The following is an 18,556-nucleotide window of genomic DNA, read 5'->3' on the forward strand; positions in this document are numbered from 1 at the left end:
GTCCCTACGCTGAACAAACGGCACGAAGCCGACACACTCCACCCCAGCCACCCGCGCCCCACGGAGGAGGTCCGTCATGCGTGGCATCGTCGCAACCGGGACCGTCGTCCTGGTGATCCTCGGAATCGGAAACCATCTGTGGTGGCTCGCCGCCGTCGCACTGCTGTATCTGTACGCGACGCACGGACGTGGTTCCCCCGGCACACCACCACCCGCCGGCGCGGGCACCCCGCCGACGCCGGAGAGCTACCGCGCCTACCGCGAGCGCCGGGACCGGCTGGCGAAGTGGGAGCGCCGCTACCGCAGGGAGCGCCCCTTCGAGACCCGCCGGCAGGAGCGCGAGAAGAGCAGGTGAGCCACGGCGTCCCCGGTCACAGGCCGGGGGCGCCCCACACCGGGAACCAGCGGCCGAGGTCCTGCTCGATCCTGAGGTCGTTCGCGAGCGTCGCCTTCACCTGGAGCTCCAGCGCGTTGTCCCGCCGCTCGGCGCTGCCGGGCAGCGGGGCGAAGGGGTAGAAGGTGCCCCGCTTGTAGAGGTAGACCAGCGCCAGCCTGCGGCCGCCGTCGTCCGTGAAGGCGGCCAGGGAGCACAGCAGCTGCGGGCCGAAGCCGTTGATCTCCATCGCGCTGTTCACCGCGTGCAGGTCGTTGACCAGCTCCGGCAGCTGCTCGGGGCCGCGCGCGGACACCAGCCAGGAGTAGCCGTAGCCGTCCCGCCGCAGCTCCACCGGCGGGCCGCTGCGGTCGGTGTCCGCGTCCAGCAGCGCCTGCACCTCCCGGTGGGTCTGCTCGAAGGCCGCGCCCTCCACCGTGGCGAAGCACACCGCGCCGGTCCCGGTCGGTGTGAAACCGGCCGCGGCCTGAAGGGTCACGGCCGCCGAAGGCAGCGCGAAGAGCTGGTCGAGATCGGGCGCGACCGGTTTCGTACGGCCCAGCAGGATGTCCAGCAGCCCCAACGCTCAGCCCGCCTTCCGTAGTGCCATGTGTTCAGCTCGCTCCGCCCGGGGTGGCGGCCTCGCCCAGCTCCGCCGAGATCCGGCCCAGCTGTTCCAGCCGCTGCTCCAGGGTCGGGTGCGTGGAGAAGTACCGCTCGATGCCCGGCTCCTTGCCGGTCGCCGGGGTGAAGTAGAAGGCGTTGAAGGCCTGGGCGGTGCGCAGGTCCTCGGTCGGGATCCGGGCGATGTCCCCGGTGACCTTGGTGAGCGCCGAGGCGAGGGCCGACGGGCGGCCGGTGAGATGGGCGGCCGCACGGTCGGCCGCCAGCTCCCGGTACCGGGACAGTGCCCGGATCAGCAGGAAGCTGATCGCGTACACCGCCGCGGAGACGCCCATGATCGCGGCGAAGGCGACGGCGGTGTTCTGGTCCCTGCGGCCGCCGCCGAAGAGCTGGGAGTAGAAGGCGAACCGCACGATCAGGCCCGCCAGCACACCGAGGAAGGACGCGATCGTGATCACGGCGACGTCCTTGTGCGCCACGTGCGACAGCTCGTGCGCCAGCACGCCCTCCAGCTCGGCCGGCTCCAGCCGCCGTAGCAGCCCCGTGGTCACGCAGACCACGGCATGGTCGGGATTGCGGCCGGTCGCGAACGCATTCGGCATGTCCATGTCGGACACGGCGACCACCGGTTTGGGCATGTCCGCGAGTCCGCACAGCCGGTCGACCACCGCGTGCAGCTCGGGATACTCCTCCCGCTCCACCACCCGGCCGTGCATCGCGAACATGGCGATCCGGTCGGAGAACCAGAACTGCGCCACGAACATCGCCCCGACCACCACGACGACCAGCACCCAGGACCTCAGCAGCGCGATCAGCGCGGCAACGAAGCCCACGTACAGCAGACCGAGCAGGAACATCGTCAGACCCATGCGCACGGTCAGCCGTCGGTCGCTCCGGAAGCGGCTCTGCATCTTGCATCACCCCGCAGTCAGGCACTCGTCCCGCTGTCCAGTGTGCACCAGCCGACCCCCATGAACAGGTCCTGAAGGGCCCTAGGAGCAGCAAAACGTATCTGTGAGTCGGCCGGCTGTCGCTGAGCGTCCCCGGTTCCCGCGCGCCGGGTACGACCGTCCTAGTAGGAGGAGCCGAACTGCACCAGCCCGATCAGCACCATGACCACGATCACGCAGCCGATGACCACGGCCGTCGACGCCCATGACGTCCGGCGCGTCACCGGTTCCGGGTCGGCGCGGAAGGGCGCCGGATTCGGCGGGTTCTCCTTCCAGCGCGCGGCCAGCATCCGGGCCCGGGCCGAGGGCTCCTTGTGCTCGGCGGAATTCGCCCAGCGGTGATCGAACTCCCGCTCCCAGTCGTCCTGTTCCGTCATCCCCGTTCAACCTCTCTCGTCCGGCACGGTCAGGAGGGATGATCCCCCGACAATAGGAAGTCTGTGAAGCGGGAAAAGTTGCACCGGGCGGCGGGGCGGGCGCGGCGCACGGGCCGGGGGCACGGGGAAGGCCCCCCGGCTGAGCCGGGGGGCCTTCCTCATCCGCAGGGGACCGATCCGCAGGGGACTGGCCCGCAGGGACCGTCTGTCACACGTCGAAGTACAGCTCGAACTCGTGCGGGTGCGGACGCAGCTGCAGCGGCGCGATCTCGTTGGTGCGCTTGAAGTCGATCCACGTCTCGATCAGGTCCGGCGTGAAGACGTCGCCCTGGAGGAGGAACTCGTGGTCGGCCTCGAGCGAGTCGAGAACGGCCGGCAGCGAGGTCGGGACCTGGGCGACGTTCGCGTGCTCCTCGGGAGCCAGCTCGTACAGGTCCTTGTCGATCGGCTCGGCCGGCTCGATCTTGTTCTTGATGCCGTCCAGGCCCGCCAGCAGCAGGGCGGAGAACGCCAGGTACGGGTTGCCGGAGGAGTCGGGCGCGCGGAACTCGACGCGCTTGGCCTTCGGGTTGGAGCCGGTGATCGGGATACGCATGGCCGCGGAGCGGTTGCGCTGCGAGTACACCAGGTTGATCGGCGCCTCGAAGCCCGGGACCAGACGGTGGTACGAGTTCACCGTCGGGTTGGTGAAGGCCAGCAGCGACGGGGCGTGCCTGAGGATGCCGCCGATGTAGTAGCGGGCGGTGTCCGACAGGCCCGCGTAACCGGCCTCGTCGTAGAACAGCGGGTCGCCGTTGCTCCACAGCGACTGGTGCACGTGCATGCCCGAGCCGTTGTCGCCGAAGATCGGCTTCGGCATGAAGGTCGCGGTCTTGCCGTTGCGCCAGGCCACGTTCTTCACGATGTACTTGAACAACTGCAGGTCGTCGGCGGCGGCCAGCAGGGTGTTGAACTTGTAGTTGATCTCCGCCTGCCCGGCGGTGCCCACCTCGTGGTGCTGGCGCTCGACCTTCAGGCCGGCCTTCTCCAGCTCCAGGGAGATCTCGGCGCGCAGGTCGGCGAAGTGGTCGACCGGCGGGACCGGGAAGTAGCCGCCCTTGTAGCGGACCTTGTAACCACGGTTGTCCTCCAGGGCACCGGTGTTCCAGGCGCCCGCCTCGGAGTCGATGTGGTAGAAGGACTCGTTCGCCGAGGTGGCGAAACGCACGCTGTCGAAGACGTAGAACTCGGCCTCGGGGCCGAAGTAGGCGGTGTCGGCGATACCGGTCGACGCCAGGTACGCCTCGGCCTTCTTCGCCACGTTGCGCGGGTCACGGGAGTACTGCTCGCCCGTGATCGGGTCGTGGATGAAGAAGTTGATGTTGAGCGTCTTGTCCCGGCGGAACGGGTCCACACGGGCGGTGGACAGGTCCGCGCGCAGGGCCATGTCGGACTCGTGGATGGCCTGGAAACCACGGATCGACGATCCGTCGAAGGCGAGCTCCTCGTCCGGGTCGAACGCCTCAACGGGCACCGTGAAGTGCTGCATGACGCCCGGCAGGTCGCAGAAGCGGACGTCGACGAACTTGACGTCCTCGTCCGCGATGAACTTCTTGGCCTCGTCGGCGTTCTGGAACATCCAGCTCCTCCTACTCCCGACCGTCCTCGCCGGGGTGGTAGATCGTTCGTGCGGCCAGTGCGGTGGCACACGCTGGTCATGACCCTAGGGACGGGTGATTTCTCGGGCGTGACCCATTTGTTTCGCAGAAGTTAACCGGCCACCTGTCCACCGTAGCCCCGGCACACCCCTCGGCGCAGTGCCCGGAACCGGGCCCAGTACCGTGGACGGGTGGACAACAGGCAAGCACTCGGATCGTGGCTCTCCGGGCCCCGCGCGGCCATGGAGGAGGCCGGTGCGGACTTCGGCTACCGGGGTGAGCAGCTCGGGCTCCCCGAGGAGGGGCCGAACTCCGTCGCCCGGCCGGGCCGGCGGCTCGGCGCGCTGGCGGTGGACTGGGGCCTGAGTGTCCTGATCGCATACAGCTTGATCACGGGTGGCTACAAGGTCCCTGCCACGAGTAACTGGGCGCTCGGCGTCTTCTTCGTCATGAGCGTGCTGACCGTGGGCACGATCGGCTTCACCCCGGGCAAGCGGCTCTTCGGCATCCGGGTGGTGGCCCTGGAGACCGGCACGGTCAACCCGCTGCGGTCGCTGCTCCGCACGGTCCTGTTGTGCCTCGCGATCCCGGCGCTGATCTGGGACCGGGACGGGCGCGGCCTGCACGACCGGCTGGCGAAGACCGTGGAAGTACGGGTCTGACCCTTTTCGGCTGCGCCTTCGTGGGGACCTGCGCGACAGGCCACGACGGACCCGCACCCGGCAATGCTCCAGATGCCCCCATCCGGTTGCCCGGTACATCCCCCGACGGCATCGTCGCCGTATGACCGATGCGCAGGATGTGATCGCGGCCGAGGTGACGCCCGAGGAGTTCCGGGACGCCATGGCCCGCTTTCCGTCGGGCGTGGTGGTGGTGACCGCCCGCTGCGAGGACGGCACCCCGCGCGGCTTCACGGCGAGCTCCTTCTGTTCCGTCTCCCTGGAGCCACCGCTGGTCCTGGTGTGTCTCGCGGAGACGGCCGACTCGGCGGCGGTCTTCGCGCGGTGCGACCACTTCGCGGTGAGCGTGCTCGCCCCGGAGCACCAGCCGCTGGCCCTGCTGTTCGCCACGAAGGGCGCGGACAAGTTCTCCGACGCCCTCCTGCAGCCGAGCCCCTCCGGGCTGCCGACGGTGCGGCAGGCGCCCGTACAGCTGGACTGTGCCGCATACGCGCGTTACCCGGCCGGGGATCACACGATCCTGATCGGCCGGGTAACGGGAGTACGGCTGGGCGAGGGTTCGCCGATGGTCTACTGCGAGCGGCGGTTCCGGTCGCTGAACTGAGGGAGCTCAGCGCCCCTTCGGCATCCGCATGCCCCTGGGCATGGGCCCCTTTGGCAGCGGCATGTTGCTCATCAGGTCGCCCATGGCCCGCAGGCGGTCGTTGGTGGCCGTCACCTGGGGGCCGGTGAGTACGCGCGGGAACTTCAGCAGGGTCGTGCGCAGCTTCTTCAGCTCGACCTGGCCCTCGCCGTTGCCGACGATCACGTCGTGCACCGGCACGTCCGCGACGATCCGGTTCATCTTCTTCTTCTCGGCGGCCAGCAGGCTCTTCACCCGGTTGGGGTTGCCCTCGGCGACCAGCACGATGCCGGCCTTGCCGACCGCCCGGTGCACCACGTCCTGGCTGCGGTTCATCGCCACCGCCGGAGTCGTGGTCCAGCCGCGGCCGATGTTGTCCAGCACGGCGGCCGCGGCGCCCGGCTGGCCCTCCATCTGGCCGAAGGCGGCGCGCTCGGCCCGGCGGCCGAACACGATCGCCGCCGCCAGCAGACCGATCAGCAGGCCGAAGATGCCCAGGTAGACCGGGTGGCCGAGCAAGAAGCCGATCACAAGGAAGACAGCGAGGGTGCCGATGCCGACGGCCCCGAGCACAAGACCGATCTTCTTGTCGACCTTGCGGGTCATCTTGTAGGTGAGAGCGATCTGCTTCAGTCGCCCTGCGTTCGCGGCGTCCGCCGCGGTTTCCTTCCTCGCCATGTCACGAAGTCTACGTGGCCCCGGGAGTGCGGACGACGGCAGTGCCCGGTGCGCGGGGACCTGTGACTCAGGAGCGGCCGGCGGCCTGCTCCAGGACGCGCTGCGCCTCGACCCGGTCCTTGGCGCGCCGGCGGTCCTCCAGCACGGAGGTCCACGCGTTGCGCCGGGCGGTGCGCTGACCGCCGCTCATGAGCAGGGACTCGACGGCGCGGAGAGCATCGGTGAAGGACGGGATGACGGTGGCGCGTACGGGCGCGGCCTGCATGATCGAGGTCTCCCCTCGGATCGGATGGTGTACGAGGCGTGATACCAGAGTCACTGATTGGTGTTACCAGGGCGTGTCCGACCGGTCAAACGCCAATGAAGCCTTGATGCGGAGCGCTGAAACGCCGACGCGGCCCTGACGCCCGCCCTCATCAGCGAGGACGGTCAGGACCGCGTCGACTCGGCCATTACTGGCCAGTAAGTGCTTGTGCGCGAATTCACACAGCCTGCGTGGCCACGTAGGTGCCGCGCTTCTCGACGGCCATCTGGTACAGGCGCCCGGCCCGGTACGACGACCGGACCAGCGGACCCGACATCACACCGGAGAAGCCGATCTGCTCGGCCTCCTCCTTCAGCTCCACGAACTCCTGCGGCTTCACCCAGCGCTCGACGGGGTGGTGCCGGACGGAGGGGCGCAGGTACTGGGTGATGGTGACCAGCTCGCAGCCGGCGTCGTGCAGCTGCTGCAGTGCCTCGCTGACCTCCTCGCGGGTCTCGCCCATGCCGAGGATCAGGTTGGACTTGGTCACCAGGCCGTAGTCGCGGGCCTCGGTGATGACCTTCAGGGAGCGCTCGTAGCGGAAGCCGGGGCGGATCCGCTTGAAGATCCGGGGGACCGTCTCGACGTTGTGCGCGAAGACCTCGGGCCGGGCGGAGAAGACCTCGGCGAGTTGCTCGGGGACCGCGTTGAAGTCGGGGGCGAGGAGTTCGACCTTCGTACGGCCGCCCTCCCGGCCGGCGGTCTGCTGATGGATCTGCCGGACCGTCTCCGCGTACAGCCAGGCGCCGCCGTCCTCCAGGTCGTCGCGGGCGACGCCGGTGATGGTGGCGTAGTTCAGGTCCATCGTGACGACCGACTCGCCCACGCGGCGCGGCTCGTCCCGGTCGAGGGCCTCGGGCTTGCCGGTGTCGATCTGGCAGAAGTCACAGCGCCGGGTGCACTGGTCGCCGCCGATGAGGAAGGTCGCCTCGCGGTCCTCCCAGCACTCGTAGATGTTCGGGCAGCCGGCTTCCTGGCAGACCGTGTGCAGGCCCTCGCTCTTCACGAGGTTCTGCATCTTCGTGTACTCGGGACCCATTTTCGCCCGGGTCTTGATCCACTCGGGCTTGCGCTCGATGGGGGTCTGGCTGTTGCGGACCTCCAGGCGCAGCATCTTGCGTCCGTCGGGTGCGACTGCGGACACGTCGGCTCCCTGTAGCTTCGATTCTTCGGCGTACACAAGGGTACGCCCGTGTTCATTGCGCCCTGCCGACGAGATCAACCTCGCGCTCGCAGGGTGCATTCCCCCGGACGGCCGACGGCTCAGGCGGTCGCCTTCTCGATCACCCGCGGCTTGAGGTCCGCGTTCTCCAGGATGTCCTTCAGGTGTTTCTCGGCCACCGGCAGGACCTCCTCGATGGTGACGTCCCGGCCCAGCTCGCCCGCGAGGGAGGCGACCCCCGCGTCCCGGATGCCGCACGGGATGATCCGGTCGAACCACTTGTTGTCGGGGTTCACGTTGAGGGCGAAGCCGTGCATCGTGACGCCCTTGGCGACCCGGATGCCGATCGCGGCGATCTTGCGGTCCTCGCGGCGCTGGCCCGCGTTGGACGGGGCGTACTCGGGGCCGTTGAGCCGGGGGTCGAACTCCGGGTCGCTCATCCGCGGGTCGAAGTCCAGGGCCAGCCCGCCGAGCGCCGGCCGCTGCTCGATCGGGTCGCCGAGCACCCACACGCCGCTGCGGCCCTCGACCCGGGTGGTCTGCAGGCCGAACTCGGCGCAGGTGCGGATCAGCGCCTCCTCCAGGCGCCGTACGTGCGCGACCACGTCCACCGGGCGGGGGAGCTTCTGGATCGGGTAGCCCACCAGCTGGCCGGGGCCGTGCCAGGTGATCTTGCCGCCGCGGTCCACGTCGATGACCGGGGTGCCGTCCAGCGGGCGCTCGCTGTCCTCGGTACGCCGGCCGGCCGTGTACACCGGGGGGTGCTCCAGGAGGAGCACGGTGTCCGGGACCTCGTCGGCGAACCGGGCTGCGTGCACCCGGCGCTGCTCGTCCCAGGCCTCCTGGTAATCGACGGCATCCGCACCGAACCCCATGCGGACGAACCGCAACTCACTCACGGCAAGCGCCTCCCTCAGCGACCGGTGTGTCAGGCACGTAAAGCGCCCACGCCACTGTACGTCCGACCGGCGTACGTCAGCCCTGCGGGCGTTTCTCACACGATCGGATGAATGCCGGGCGGAATGTGCGATCGCCTGCTCACTCTCCGCTACATTCGCGCCGTTCGGGTGGCCATAAGGGCTGCTCAGAGGCAGACCGGGCAGTTCACAGGCCCGGAAGGCAGGAGACCGCACCGCAGATGACGGACCGACCCGCGCAGCGCACCCCCAACCGCCAGCTCGCCGCGCTCATCGCAGAAGCTGGGTTCTCCAACGCGGGTCTGGCCCGTCGCGTCGACCAGCTCGGCCTGGAGCACGGGCTGGACCTGAGATACGACAAGACCTCGGTCACCCGCTGGCTGCGCGGACAGCAGCCCAGGGGCACGACCCCCGCCCTGATCGCCGAGGTCTTCACGCGCCGCCTCGGGCGTCGGCTCACGGCCCAGGATCTCGGCCTGGACGCCTGCGCGCCGGTGTACGCCGGGCTGGAGTTCGCGGCCACCCCGGAGGAGGCCGTCGACATCGTCAGCGGGCTGTGGCGCAAGGACTCCGGCAGCCACGCCGAGCTGCGCAAGATCGCGTTCACCCCGGCGGGGCTCGTGGTGCCCAGCCGGGACTGGCTGATCGGCAAGGCCGACGACAAGGTGGCCCGCGAACCGGCACCCCGGGTGCCCGCCCAGGGCCGCCCCGCCCCGGCCAAGCCCCAGGGCCGGCCGGCGCTCGCCCTCCCGCCCCGGGCGCGCGGGCAGGCCGAGCGCGCCCCCGGCAACAAGGTCACCAACGGCGACATCAACGCGCTGCGCTCGGTCGGCGAGCTGTTCCGCACCCTCGACGACCGGTACGGCGGCGGCCACGCCCGGCAGGCCCTGGTGCGCTACCTGGAGCACGAGTGCGAGCCGATGCTCCGCGGCTCCTACGACGAGCAGACCGGCCGCCGCCTCTTCGGTGCCGCCGCCGACCTCACCCGCCTGGCGGGCTGGACCTCGTACGACATCGCCGCGCACGGACTCGCCCAGCGCTACTTCGTGCAGGCCCTGCGGCTCGCCCAGGCGGCCGGCGACCGGGCGTACGGCTCCTACGTCCTGGTCACCATGAGCCGCCAGGCCGTCTATCTCGGCCACGGCAGGGAGGCCGTACAGCTGGCCCGGGTCGCCCAGCAGGGCGCGGGGACCGGTGGACCGCCGGTCGTGCAGGCGCTGCTGCACGCCTCCGAGGCGAGGGCGCACGGCGTGCTCGGTGAGGTGCGGGCGTGCACGGCGGCGCTCGTGCGGGCCGAACGCGCCCTGGAGGCGGCCCGGCCCGGGGACGAGGTGCCGTACTGGGCCACGTTCTTCGACGAGGCGCAGCTCGCCGACGAGTTCGGGCACTGCCACCGGGATCTGCAGCAGTTCCGGGCGGCCGCCCAGCACGCCGAACGCTCGCTCCAGCTCCGCGCGCCCTCCTACGCCCGCAGCCGGCTCTTCTGCCGCGTCGTCCTCGCCACGGCCCGCCTCGGCCTCGGCGAACTCGACCAGGCGTGCGCGCTGGCCGCGGAGGCCGCCGGGCAGGCCGCGGAGATGCGGAGCGCTCGCGCGATCGAGTACGTGCGGGATTTCGAACGGCGACTGGAGCCTTATCGGGATGCGGCGCCGGTGCGGGGGTATCGGGAGAAGGTGGCGGCGTTGGGGTAGCTACTCGCCGTTCTGCCTTGCGGTTGTCTGTTCGGTTTCGCGCTGTCGTGGCTTGTCGCGCTCACGCGGCGGAGCCGCATATCGATACGGCCCCGCGCCCCTTCGGGGCGCCTTACGCCGCCCTTGGCAGAGTAGGTGCCGGATCCGAGCGATTCAGCGAACCCGCCGCGCCCAGGTCGGTCAGGATCGCCGCCGTGGCCCGGTGCGCGGAGTGCAGGGCGCCCTGGACCGTGCTGGTGTCGCGGTGGTCGCCGCAGACGTAGAGGCCGGCGAGGAGCCGTACCGGGCGGCGCAGGTCGTGGGGTGGACGCATCGCCGGGACCGCCTCCGGGGTGTGGTGGACGGCCAGCGTCTCCCAGCGGCGCGTCGAGGTGCCGTACAGGCGGGAGAGGTGGATGCGGACGGCGGTGTCGACGCCCTCGGGCGGAGCCCCGAGCACCGTGGAGGAGATCAGTACCCGGCCGACCGGCGCCCTGCTCGGGTCCACGTTGCTGAGCACCGCCGTGTGCGCCACCGGCCCGCCACGGTCGGCGTCCAGCAGCAGTGAGGTGCCGGTCGGGAAGGCGGCCGCCGGATCATCGGTGGTGTGGTGGACCGTGGTCACCGGGTGGAAGCCGGGCACCCTGAGGCCCGGCAGCAGCTCCGCCGCCGCTCGCGCGTCGGTCGCCAGCAGCACCGCCCGGCAGCGGATCTCGCCGTGCTCGGCGGTGGCCACCGAGGTCGTGGACACCGAGGTGACCCGCACCCCGGTGTGCACGGTGCCCGGCGGCAGCGCCCGTGCCAGCAGCTCCGGCAGCACGTCCGCGCCGCCCTCCGGTACGCACAGCCGGCCGCTCGCGAAGGCGCGCAGCGCGAGATCGGCGCACCGGCTGGAGGTGGTCAGCTCCGGGTCGCACAGCAGGGTGGCGAGCAGGGGGCGCAGGAAGCCGTCGACCGTGCGCGGCGGCATCCCGCGCTGGGCGAGGGCCTGCCGGGCGGGCAGCTCGGGGCGGGCCAGGATGCGCTCGACCGGGGTGGCGGCGATCCGGGCCAGCGCGGCGCCGAGCCGGGCCTGGTCGACCGCGCCGCCCACCGGCGCACCGGCCCGGCCGGGGGCGGCCGCCGGCCCCCTGGGGGCGCTCGCGAGAGCGCGCACCGCATGGAGTGCGCCCCGTGCGCCCCTTGCGCTCCCGCCGGTCGCCGGTGCGCCCGCGCGCTGGGTGCGTCCGTCGCGGTGCAGCAGGACTCCCGGTGCGAAGGTGCGCAGGACCAGGGAGTCCAGGCCCGGGGTCGTGCGGAGTTCGGGGTAGGACGTGGACAACAGCTGTCCGATGCGGTCCAGCCGGAAGCCGTCGACCTTCTCCGTCGACATGCGGCCGCCGACGTAGGGGGCGGCCTCGAGGACTGCGGTCGAGATTCCTGCGCTGGTCAGCCGATGAGCCGCCGAGAGTCCGGCGATTCCGGCTCCCACGATGACGACGTCCACCTGGTACGCGGGCTCAAGCACGAGGCCCCTCCTGTGGTTGCGCGGCCGGTGGAGACGTCATGCCCCCAACTGGCTCCAGGGATACCCGAGTTCGCGTCGAGGTTAGGGCCGTGATCGGTCACAAACAGTCGCGCATCAACAGGGCACAGTCGCATGGAGGTCGCATACGGTCACAAGAGGTCGCAGGACATCCCTTGCGTATGACGGGCCGCCTCGGCCGCTGGGTCAGGCCGCCCGGATCGCCTCCTCGATACCGGGGAACGCGAACCGGAACCCGGACTCCAACAACCGCTTCGGCACCACCCGTTGGCTGCCCAGCACGTCCCCCGCCATTTCGCCCAGCACGGCCCGCAGCACCGGTGCCGGTACCGCGAACGGGGCCGGGCGGTGCAGGACGCGGGACATCGCCGCCGTGATCTCACGGTTCGTCAGCGGCTGCGGCGCCGTCAGGTTGAACGGCCCGGACAGGGCCTCGTCGTCGATGAGGCGGCGGATCGCGGCGACCTCGTCATGCAGCGCGATGTACGACCAGTACTGCCGCCCGTCGCCCAGCCGCCCCCCGAGCCCCGCCCGGAACAGCGGGAACAGCCGCCCCCAGGCCCCGCCGCCCCGCGCCACCACCAGCCCCGTGCGCAGGAACACCGTCCGCACCCCCGCCTCCTGCGCGGGCGCCGCCGCCTCCTCCCACTCCACGCACAGCGAGGGCAGGAAACCGTCGCCCGGCGGGGCGTCCTCGTCCACCGCCCGGTCGCCGGTGTCGCCGTAGATGCCGATCGCACTGCCGCTGACGAAGACCCGCGGCGGCTCGGGCAGCGCGGCCACCGCCTCCGCCAGCGCGGCCGTGCCCAGCACCCGGCTGTCCCGCAGCAGCCGCTTGTACGACGGCGTCCAGCGCCGGTCGGCGATCCCGGCCCCGGCCAGATTCACCACGGCGGCACAGCCGGTCAGCCCCGCCGCGTCCACGTACTGGCCCTCGGGATCCCAGCAGACCTCGTCCGGGGCCGCGGCCGCCCGGCGCACCAGCCGTACCACCTCGTGCCCGTCCGCGGTCAGGGACCGCACCAGGGCGCTGCCGATCAGCCCGGACGCCCCGGCCACCGCGATGCGCATACGCTCCATGACCCCAGCATGCCCGCCGGAAATCCCCGTGAGGCGCACCGGCGGCCCGCCGTAGGGTGATCGTCATGCCGGAGCCGTACATACGCCTCGCCGCGCCCGCCGACGAAGAGGAACTGGCCGTGCTGGACCGGGCCACCTGGTCCACCCTGCACGCCGTGGGACCCCCGCCCCAGGGCCCGTTCTTCGACGAGCGCCACGTCCCGGAGGACTACCTGGTCGCCGAGGCCGACGGGCGGGTCGTCGGCTATGTCCGCATCTGCCGCCCGACCCCGCTCGCCTCCAACGCGCACGTCCTGCAGATCCAGGGGCTCGTCGTCGCGGAGGAGGCGCGCGGGCTGGGCCTCGGGCGCGCCCTGATCCGGGCCGCCGTCGACGCGGCGCGCGGGCGCGGGGCGCGCCGGCTGAGTCTGCGCGTGCTCGGGCACAACGCCCCGGCCCGGGCGCTGTACGAGTCCGAGGGGTTCACCGTCGAGGGGGTGCAGCCGGAGGAGTTCCTCCTCGACGGCACGTACGTCGACGACGTGCTCATGGGCCGGAAGCTGTGACAGCTGTGGGGTACTGGGAGCCGGCCGGCCGGGCTGTGGGTGCCAGGAGCGGCTAGGAGCTGACCAGCTGGCCGGTGTCCACCGCTGCCGTCGCCGTGGCCGCGCGCTGGGCGTCGCCCGCCACCTCGTCCGCCGTCAGCGCATACCCCGTCTCGGCGTCCGAGGTGGAGCGCGCGAAGACCACCCCGAACACCTTGCCGTCCGTGGTGAGCAGCGGGCCGCCGGAGTTGCCCGGCCGGACCGTGGAGCGGATCGAGTAGATGTCCCGGGTGACCGCGGCGTCGTTGTAGATGTTCTGCCCGGTCGCCTGCACCCGGCTCGCCACCGTCGCCGCCTGCAGGTTCAGGCCGCCGTCCTGCGGATAGCCCGCGACCACCGCCGCCTCCCCGCGTGCCGCGCTGGTGTCGAAGTGCAGCACGGGGGCGCGCAGCCCGGGCACATACAGCACCGCCACGTCCCGGCCGGGGTCGAAGAGCACCACCCGGGCCGCGTACGACTGCCCGACGCCGCCGACCCGCACGCTCGGGTGGTCGATGCCCGCCACCACATGCGCGTTGGTCATCACATGCCGCGCGGCATAGACGAAACCGCTGCCCTCCCGGCCCTCGTTGCCCGAGACGCCCTCGATCTTCACCGTGCTGAGCTTGGCGGCGCTCGTCGCGGCCGGGGTGACGCTGTCACCCGAGGGCCGGGCGACCCGCGCCGTGGACTCGTTCTCGAACGGGTTGAAGACCTGCGGGAAACCCGCCTCGGTCAGCGCCGACGTGGCCCGCGAGAACCACGCGGGCGTGGTGTCCGGCATCGCGTCCTGCACCGCGCCGAGCAGCGTCGAGTTCCGTATCGCCGTGTTCAGCGTCTGCGACGGGGCGGCGCCCAGCACGCTCGCCGCCACCCAGGCCACGATCAGCACCGCCACCGAGTTCGCCGCGGCGCCCCCCAGCCCGTCCAGCACCCGCAGCGGGCCCCGGTCCAGCTCCCCGCGCAGCCGCAGCGCCAGCCGGCCCGCCAGTTCGTGCCCCACCACCGCGGGCACCAGCACCGTCACCACCGCGAGCGCCGTCGCCTGCGCCGTACCGCGCTCCACCAGGCCGGTCACCCAGGGCAGCACCCACACGCCGACGACGGCACCGCCGACGAACCCGGCCAGCGAGACACAGCCGGCCACCAGCCCCCGCCGGTAACCGGACGCCGCATAGACGAGGATCACCAGCACAAGCACCAGGTCGAGCAGGTCCACGGAGCCGCCTTTCTCTCGGACCCCTCAGTACGGACGGGAGGGGTCCGATGATCAGTCACCCACGCACGGCACGGCCGCCGGAGGGCGAACCGGCCACGTATGTGTGTACCCCCAGAAACGTCCCGGACCGTGATGATGGTTCCGCCAGGTGGCAGAGCGCACATCGCGGGCACGACCCGACCGCCCGAGAGTGGGCTCATGCACGCCGTCCGAAGAAGACTGCAGACCCCCTGGCACCGTCTCAGGCCGGGGGCATCGCGGATGCAGGGAATGCACACGAAGCCGAACACACAGACCGCCACGGAAACCCCGCAGGCCTGGCCCACCACAGGGAGCCCGGGGACACGAGCCACCTCCGCGAGCCCGGAGGCGGGGGGTGCCTCGGGGAGTCGGGAGGCAGGGGGTGACTCGGGGAGTCCGGAGGTACGGGGTGACTCGGGGAGTCCGGAGGTACGGGTTGCCTCGGGGAAGCCTGGGGCACGGGTCGCCTCGGGGAGTCGGGAGGCAGAGGCCGCCTCGGGGGCTCCGGTGGCACCGGTCGCTTCCGGGGCTCCGGAGGAAGGGGCCCCCTCGGGGAGTCCGGAGGTACGGGTCACCTCGGGGAGCCCGGAGGCGGGGTTCACCTTGGGGGCTCCGGTGGCACCGGTCGCTTCCGGGGCTCCGGTGGCAGAGGCCCCCTCGGGGAGTCCGGAGGTACGGGTAGCGTCCGGGAGCCCGGGGCCTGAGACCCTGGGGCAGCCGGAAACCTCGGGGACGGGGCCGTCGGAGACGTGGGGAGCTCCGGAGACGCCGGAGCTGTCCGCGCGCCGGAAGGCTCCGGGACCCTGGAGACTCACAGGACTCGTCATACCCCCGGCATGCCGGAGAGCCCGCCGGGCGCAGCAGCCAACGACAGCACCGGAGACGCCCGGGACTTCGCCCACGCCGCCGACCTCCCGGATCTCGCAGACTCCCGAGGCGTCCGGAACACCCGGCACTTCGGAGGCCCTGTGCACCCCCGGCATCTCGGAGCCACTGGCACAGTCGGACCAGTCGGGGCCATCGAGGCCGTCGGACGTGCCGGAGATCTCCGGAACCCCTGGCACTTCGCAGGCCCTGCAGACCCCCGGGATGCCGGAGCCACCGGAGCCGTCGGATCGGCCGGAGCCGCTGGGGCCACCGCGGTCCTCGGACCTGCCAGGGACCCCACGGCCGCCGGAGAGACCGGAGCGACCCCGGCCGTCTGACCTGCCAGGGACCCCACGGCCGCCGGAGAGGCCGGAGCGACCCCGGCCGTCTGACCTGCCAGGGACCCCACGGCCGCCGGAGAGGCCGGAGCCGGCGCCGTTGCCGCGGCGTCGGTCCGGGCGGCGGATATCCCGTGCGCTGGTGGTTCTGCCCGGGCTGGTGGCCGTGCTCGTGCTGACGCTGTGCGCCCGTGGTGCCGAGCGCCCCGCTGCGGACCGCCTCGCCGGTCCCGTCCCGGCCCGTAACGCGGCCGCTCACCGCGCCCCCCGCCCACGCATCGTGCCCCGCACCGTCTGGCTGGGGGCCGCCGGGCGCGTCCAGCCGCCGCCGCGCTACGACGACAAGGTGCTCGCCGTCTTCCTGCACCACACCGACTCGCCCAGCGCATACGACTGCGCCGATGCGCCGGAGATCATCCGCCGCCTGTATGCCGGACAGACCGGCGCCCGGCACTGGGACGACATCGGCTACAACTTCCTCGTCGACCGCTGCGGCACCATCTACGAAGGCCGCGCCGGAGGTACCGACCGGCCCGTCACCGGCGCCCACACCCAGGGCTTCAACCACCGCACCGCCGGCATCGCCGCACTCGGCACCTTCACCGAGGGCGCGACCGTGCCACGGGCCATGACCGACGCGATCGCCGCACTGGTCGCCTGGAAACTCGGCCTCGCGGACATCGACCCGCGCGCCGGGGTCCGCCTGGTCTCCAGCAACAGCCTCAGCCGCTACAAGGCCGGCACCACCGCCATCCTGCCCGCCCTGTCCGGCCACGACGCCGGGTTCATGACCAGCTGTCCCGGTGCCGCCCTCACCGCCCGCCTCCCCGAGATCAGGGAGCAGGCCGCGCGCCTCCAGGGCCGGACCACGGCACGGCTCACAGCAATCCCCTAGACGCCACGCAGCCCGTTCCGAGCCCCGCGCCCTACGGTCGTGCACATCACAAGCCGACGGGAGGCGGGGGTCATGAACAGGAGTCGTACCCACGTGAAGAGCACGGACGAGAGGACGTACAAGAGCACGGACGAGAGCGCGGACAAGCGCACGGAGCGGGTGCGCTGGACGCGGGCCGCGCGCGGCCCCTGGGCGGTGCTCTGCGCGGCCGCGACCGTCGTCCTCGGTCCGGCCGCGGTCACCGCCTCCGCCCTCGACCAGGCCAACTCCGCGCCGCCGCACCACGCGGTGCGGGCCGACCAGACCCAGGCCTACCTGCCGGCCGACAGCACCCGCAGGCGCACGGCCGGCTGAGCCGGGGCCGGCTACTCCCGGAAGCGGTCCCACAGCCGGGGGAAGCGTACGGCGAGCGCACGCTCGTTCTCGAAGTCCACCGGCGAGCCCTCCGGTTCGGCGGGCGCCGGCGCGATGCCCAGCTCGGGCGCGACGGTGCCGGTCAACTGCTCGTAGGCCTCGTCCGCCGCGTACCCCAGCTCCTCACCGTCGCCGTCGATCTCCTCGTCGAACTCGTCCAGCAGCTCCGCCAGCGAGTCGGGATCGTGCAGGGCGCCCTCGTAGACCTCCCGGCCCTGGCCGATCAGCCAGCACCGGAAGAAGTCGAACGCGTCGTCGCTGGCCCCGTCCAGCAGCACCCAGGCCGCGCCCCACAGGTCCCAGCGGTAGGCGCGGTTGTAGCGGGCCTCGAAGTGACGGGCGAAGTCCAGAATCAGCTCGGGGTCCAGCTGGAGCAGCCGGTCCACGAGCGCGTCGGCCTGTTCCTCGGGGTCACCCTCGGCGGCCTCGCGAGCGGCATCGATCAGCTCCCAGAACTCCGTCTCGTCCATCACGGCACCAGCATCGGGCCTCCACCGGTGGGGCGCACGCGGAGTACGCCGGAGTACGGCGGATCGTTATCCGGCGCCGGTACGACCGGGGCGTCACCCGGTGTCCGTACGGTGGGCCGGGGCGTCACCCGGTGTCCGTACCGTGGGCCGGGGCGTCATCCGGTGTCCGTACGGCCATGGGGGCGCGGACCGCCGTACAGCGCGGCCAGCCGTGCCGCGTCCCGCGCGAACCGCTCCCGCAGGCTCTCGGGGGCCAGCACCTCCGCCTCCGCACCGAGCGCCGTCAGCTGGGCGTGCGCCACTTCCTCGGACTCCACCGGCAGCGTCACCGTCACCCGGCCGGCCACGTCCGGCTCGAGCGGCCCGCTCAGCGCCTCACGCGCCGCCACCGGATCGACGGCGTACCGCAGCATGCGCACGCCCTCCGGGGACAGCCGTACGACGACCTCGGCGCGCAGGATCGAGCGCGCGAACCGCTCGGCCTGCTCGGCCCAGTGGCCGGGCAGATCGAACTCCGGGTCACGGGTGAAGCGTTCCTCCAGGGCTTCCACGGCGCCGAACCGGTCGATCCGGTACGTCCGGAAGTCGCCGTGGCCGTCGGACACCCGCGCGCACAGGTACCAGACGCCCGCCTTCAGCACGAGCCCGTACGGCTCCAGCTCCCGCTCGACCGTGCTCTCCCCGCGCCGGTAGACCGCGCGGATCCGCCGGTCGTCCCACACCGCCTCGGCCACCGCCGGCAGCAGCGCGGGCGTCTCCGGCTCCCGGAACCAGGCCGGCGCGTCCAGATGGAAGCGCCGGGCGGCGCTGTCCGGGGCGTCCCGCAGCGAGGGCAGCAGGGCGGCCGACACCTTCAGCCGGGCCGCCGAGGCCGCGTCGTCCAGGCCCATCTCCCTGAGCGCCCCCGGCACCCCGCTCAGGAACAGCGCCTCCGCCTCGCTCCTGGCCAGCCCCGTCAGCCGGGTCCGGTACCCGCCGACCAGCCGGTACCCTCCGGCCCGCCCCCGGTCCGCGTACACGGGCACGCCCGCCTCCGACAGCGCCTGGGCGTCGCGCGTGACGGTCCGCTCGGACACCTCCAGCTCGCCGGCCAGCTCGGCGGCGGTCATGGAAGGACGGGACTGCAGGAGAAGCACCATCTTGATGAGGCGTGCGGCGCGCATACGGCCC

The 18,556-nt window shown here is 72.0% G+C and carries 20 protein-coding genes; 7 read left to right on the top strand and 13 right to left on the bottom strand.

Annotation, left to right across the window (positions count from 1 at the left end; translation table 11 throughout):
* Positions 1 to 76 precede the first annotated feature (76 nt).
* A complete protein-coding gene (locus ACWC2T_RS02460) occupies positions 77 to 355 on the top strand; it encodes a hypothetical protein (RefSeq protein WP_450668602.1) in 279 nt (92 codons plus the stop codon).
* A gap of 16 nt (positions 356 to 371) precedes the next feature.
* Here ACWC2T_RS02460 and pspAB read toward each other — a convergent pair whose 3' ends face one another.
* The 4 genes from pspAB to glnA form a co-directional block, all read right to left on the bottom strand.
* On the bottom strand, positions 372 to 956 hold the full coding sequence (gene pspAB, locus ACWC2T_RS02465) for a PspA-associated protein PspAB (protein WP_450668603.1): 585 nt from the start codon (positions 954 to 956) through the stop codon (positions 372 to 374).
* 31 nt (positions 957 to 987) lie between these two features.
* Positions 988 to 1,908, bottom strand: coding sequence for a zinc metalloprotease HtpX (htpX, locus tag ACWC2T_RS02470; RefSeq protein WP_450668604.1), 921 nt, complete (start codon positions 1,906 to 1,908; stop codon positions 988 to 990).
* 161 nt (positions 1,909 to 2,069) lie between these two features.
* Complete coding sequence (locus ACWC2T_RS02475; RefSeq protein WP_450668605.1) at positions 2,070 to 2,324, bottom strand: SCO2583/SCO2584 N-terminal domain-containing protein; 255 nt, start codon at positions 2,322 to 2,324, stop codon at positions 2,070 to 2,072.
* A gap of 208 nt (positions 2,325 to 2,532) precedes the next feature.
* Complete coding sequence (glnA, locus tag ACWC2T_RS02480; RefSeq protein WP_450668606.1) at positions 2,533 to 3,942, bottom strand: type I glutamate--ammonia ligase; 1,410 nt, start codon at positions 3,940 to 3,942, stop codon at positions 2,533 to 2,535.
* Positions 3,943 to 4,152: 210 nt separating this feature from the next.
* Here glnA and ACWC2T_RS02485 point away from each other — a divergent pair, with 210 nt between their 5' ends.
* On the top strand, positions 4,153 to 4,623 hold the full coding sequence (locus ACWC2T_RS02485) for an RDD family protein (protein ID WP_450668607.1): 471 nt from the start codon (positions 4,153 to 4,155) through the stop codon (positions 4,621 to 4,623).
* A gap of 121 nt (positions 4,624 to 4,744) precedes the next feature.
* Positions 4,745 to 5,245: a flavin reductase family protein gene (locus ACWC2T_RS02490; protein WP_450668608.1), complete on the top strand. Its 501-nt coding sequence runs from the start codon at positions 4,745 to 4,747 to the stop codon at positions 5,243 to 5,245.
* A 6-nt stretch (positions 5,246 to 5,251) separates the two neighbouring features.
* Here the strand turns inward: ACWC2T_RS02490 and ACWC2T_RS02495 are convergent, their stop codons facing one another.
* The 4 genes from ACWC2T_RS02495 to lipB all read right to left on the bottom strand — a co-directional run bounded on the left by ACWC2T_RS02495 (position 5,252) and on the right by lipB (position 8,306).
* Complete coding sequence (locus ACWC2T_RS02495) at positions 5,252 to 5,941, bottom strand: DUF4191 domain-containing protein (protein ID WP_450668609.1); 690 nt, start codon at positions 5,939 to 5,941, stop codon at positions 5,252 to 5,254.
* Positions 5,942 to 6,008: 67 nt separating this feature from the next.
* Positions 6,009 to 6,206, bottom strand: coding sequence for an SCO2195 family GlnR-regulated protein (locus ACWC2T_RS02500; protein WP_450668610.1), 198 nt, complete (start codon positions 6,204 to 6,206; stop codon positions 6,009 to 6,011).
* A gap of 217 nt (positions 6,207 to 6,423) precedes the next feature.
* Positions 6,424 to 7,389, bottom strand: a complete 966-nt coding sequence (gene lipA, locus ACWC2T_RS02505; protein WP_351203710.1) for a lipoyl synthase — start codon at positions 7,387 to 7,389, stop codon at positions 6,424 to 6,426.
* A gap of 119 nt (positions 7,390 to 7,508) precedes the next feature.
* On the bottom strand, positions 7,509 to 8,306 hold the full coding sequence (gene lipB / locus ACWC2T_RS02510) for a lipoyl(octanoyl) transferase LipB (protein WP_450668611.1): 798 nt from the start codon (positions 8,304 to 8,306) through the stop codon (positions 7,509 to 7,511).
* A 239-nt stretch (positions 8,307 to 8,545) separates the two neighbouring features.
* On the opposite strand from lipB, the gene ACWC2T_RS02515 reads away from it, so the two are divergent.
* Positions 8,546 to 10,015: a regulator gene (locus ACWC2T_RS02515; protein ID WP_450668612.1), complete on the top strand. Its 1,470-nt coding sequence runs from the start codon at positions 8,546 to 8,548 to the stop codon at positions 10,013 to 10,015.
* Positions 10,016 to 10,127: 112 nt separating this feature from the next.
* Here the strand turns inward: ACWC2T_RS02515 and ACWC2T_RS02520 are convergent, their stop codons facing one another.
* Both ACWC2T_RS02520 and ACWC2T_RS02525 read right to left on the bottom strand, forming a co-directional pair.
* Positions 10,128 to 11,501, bottom strand: a complete 1,374-nt coding sequence (locus ACWC2T_RS02520) for an NAD(P)/FAD-dependent oxidoreductase (protein ID WP_450668613.1) — start codon at positions 11,499 to 11,501, stop codon at positions 10,128 to 10,130.
* Positions 11,502 to 11,705: 204 nt separating this feature from the next.
* Positions 11,706 to 12,599, bottom strand: a complete 894-nt coding sequence (locus ACWC2T_RS02525; RefSeq protein WP_450668614.1) for a TIGR01777 family oxidoreductase — start codon at positions 12,597 to 12,599, stop codon at positions 11,706 to 11,708.
* 65 nt (positions 12,600 to 12,664) lie between these two features.
* Here ACWC2T_RS02525 and ACWC2T_RS02530 point away from each other — a divergent pair, with 65 nt between their 5' ends.
* On the top strand, positions 12,665 to 13,144 hold the full coding sequence (locus ACWC2T_RS02530) for an N-acetyltransferase family protein (RefSeq protein WP_450668615.1): 480 nt from the start codon (positions 12,665 to 12,667) through the stop codon (positions 13,142 to 13,144).
* 52 nt (positions 13,145 to 13,196) lie between these two features.
* Here ACWC2T_RS02530 and ACWC2T_RS02535 read toward each other — a convergent pair whose 3' ends face one another.
* Positions 13,197 to 14,381: a MarP family serine protease gene (locus ACWC2T_RS02535; protein WP_450668616.1), complete on the bottom strand. Its 1,185-nt coding sequence runs from the start codon at positions 14,379 to 14,381 to the stop codon at positions 13,197 to 13,199.
* Between the two features lie 1,365 nt (positions 14,382 to 15,746).
* Here ACWC2T_RS02535 and ACWC2T_RS02540 point away from each other — a divergent pair.
* Together ACWC2T_RS02540 and ACWC2T_RS02545 are read left to right on the top strand one after the other, a co-directional pair.
* Positions 15,747 to 16,502 carry a peptidoglycan recognition protein family protein gene (locus tag ACWC2T_RS02540; RefSeq protein ID WP_450668715.1) on the top strand — a complete coding sequence of 252 codons (756 nt, stop codon included), beginning with the start codon at positions 15,747 to 15,749 and terminating at the stop codon, positions 16,500 to 16,502.
* 159 nt (positions 16,503 to 16,661) lie between these two features.
* The gene (locus tag ACWC2T_RS02545) at positions 16,662 to 16,856 is read left to right on the top strand and encodes a hypothetical protein (protein ID WP_450668716.1); all 195 of its coding nucleotides are present in this window, start codon (positions 16,662 to 16,664) and stop codon (positions 16,854 to 16,856) included.
* An 11-nt stretch (positions 16,857 to 16,867) separates the two neighbouring features.
* On the opposite strand, the gene ACWC2T_RS02550 is transcribed toward ACWC2T_RS02545, so the two are convergent.
* On the bottom strand, positions 16,868 to 17,386 hold the full coding sequence (locus tag ACWC2T_RS02550; RefSeq protein ID WP_388753566.1) for a DUF4240 domain-containing protein: 519 nt from the start codon (positions 17,384 to 17,386) through the stop codon (positions 16,868 to 16,870).
* A 155-nt stretch (positions 17,387 to 17,541) separates the two neighbouring features.
* Positions 17,542 to 18,549: a helix-turn-helix transcriptional regulator gene (locus tag ACWC2T_RS02555; RefSeq protein WP_450668617.1), complete on the bottom strand. Its 1,008-nt coding sequence runs from the start codon at positions 18,547 to 18,549 to the stop codon at positions 17,542 to 17,544.
* Positions 18,550 to 18,556 lie beyond the last annotated feature (7 nt).

Source organism: Streptomyces sp. NPDC001393 (genome assembly GCF_053597455.1).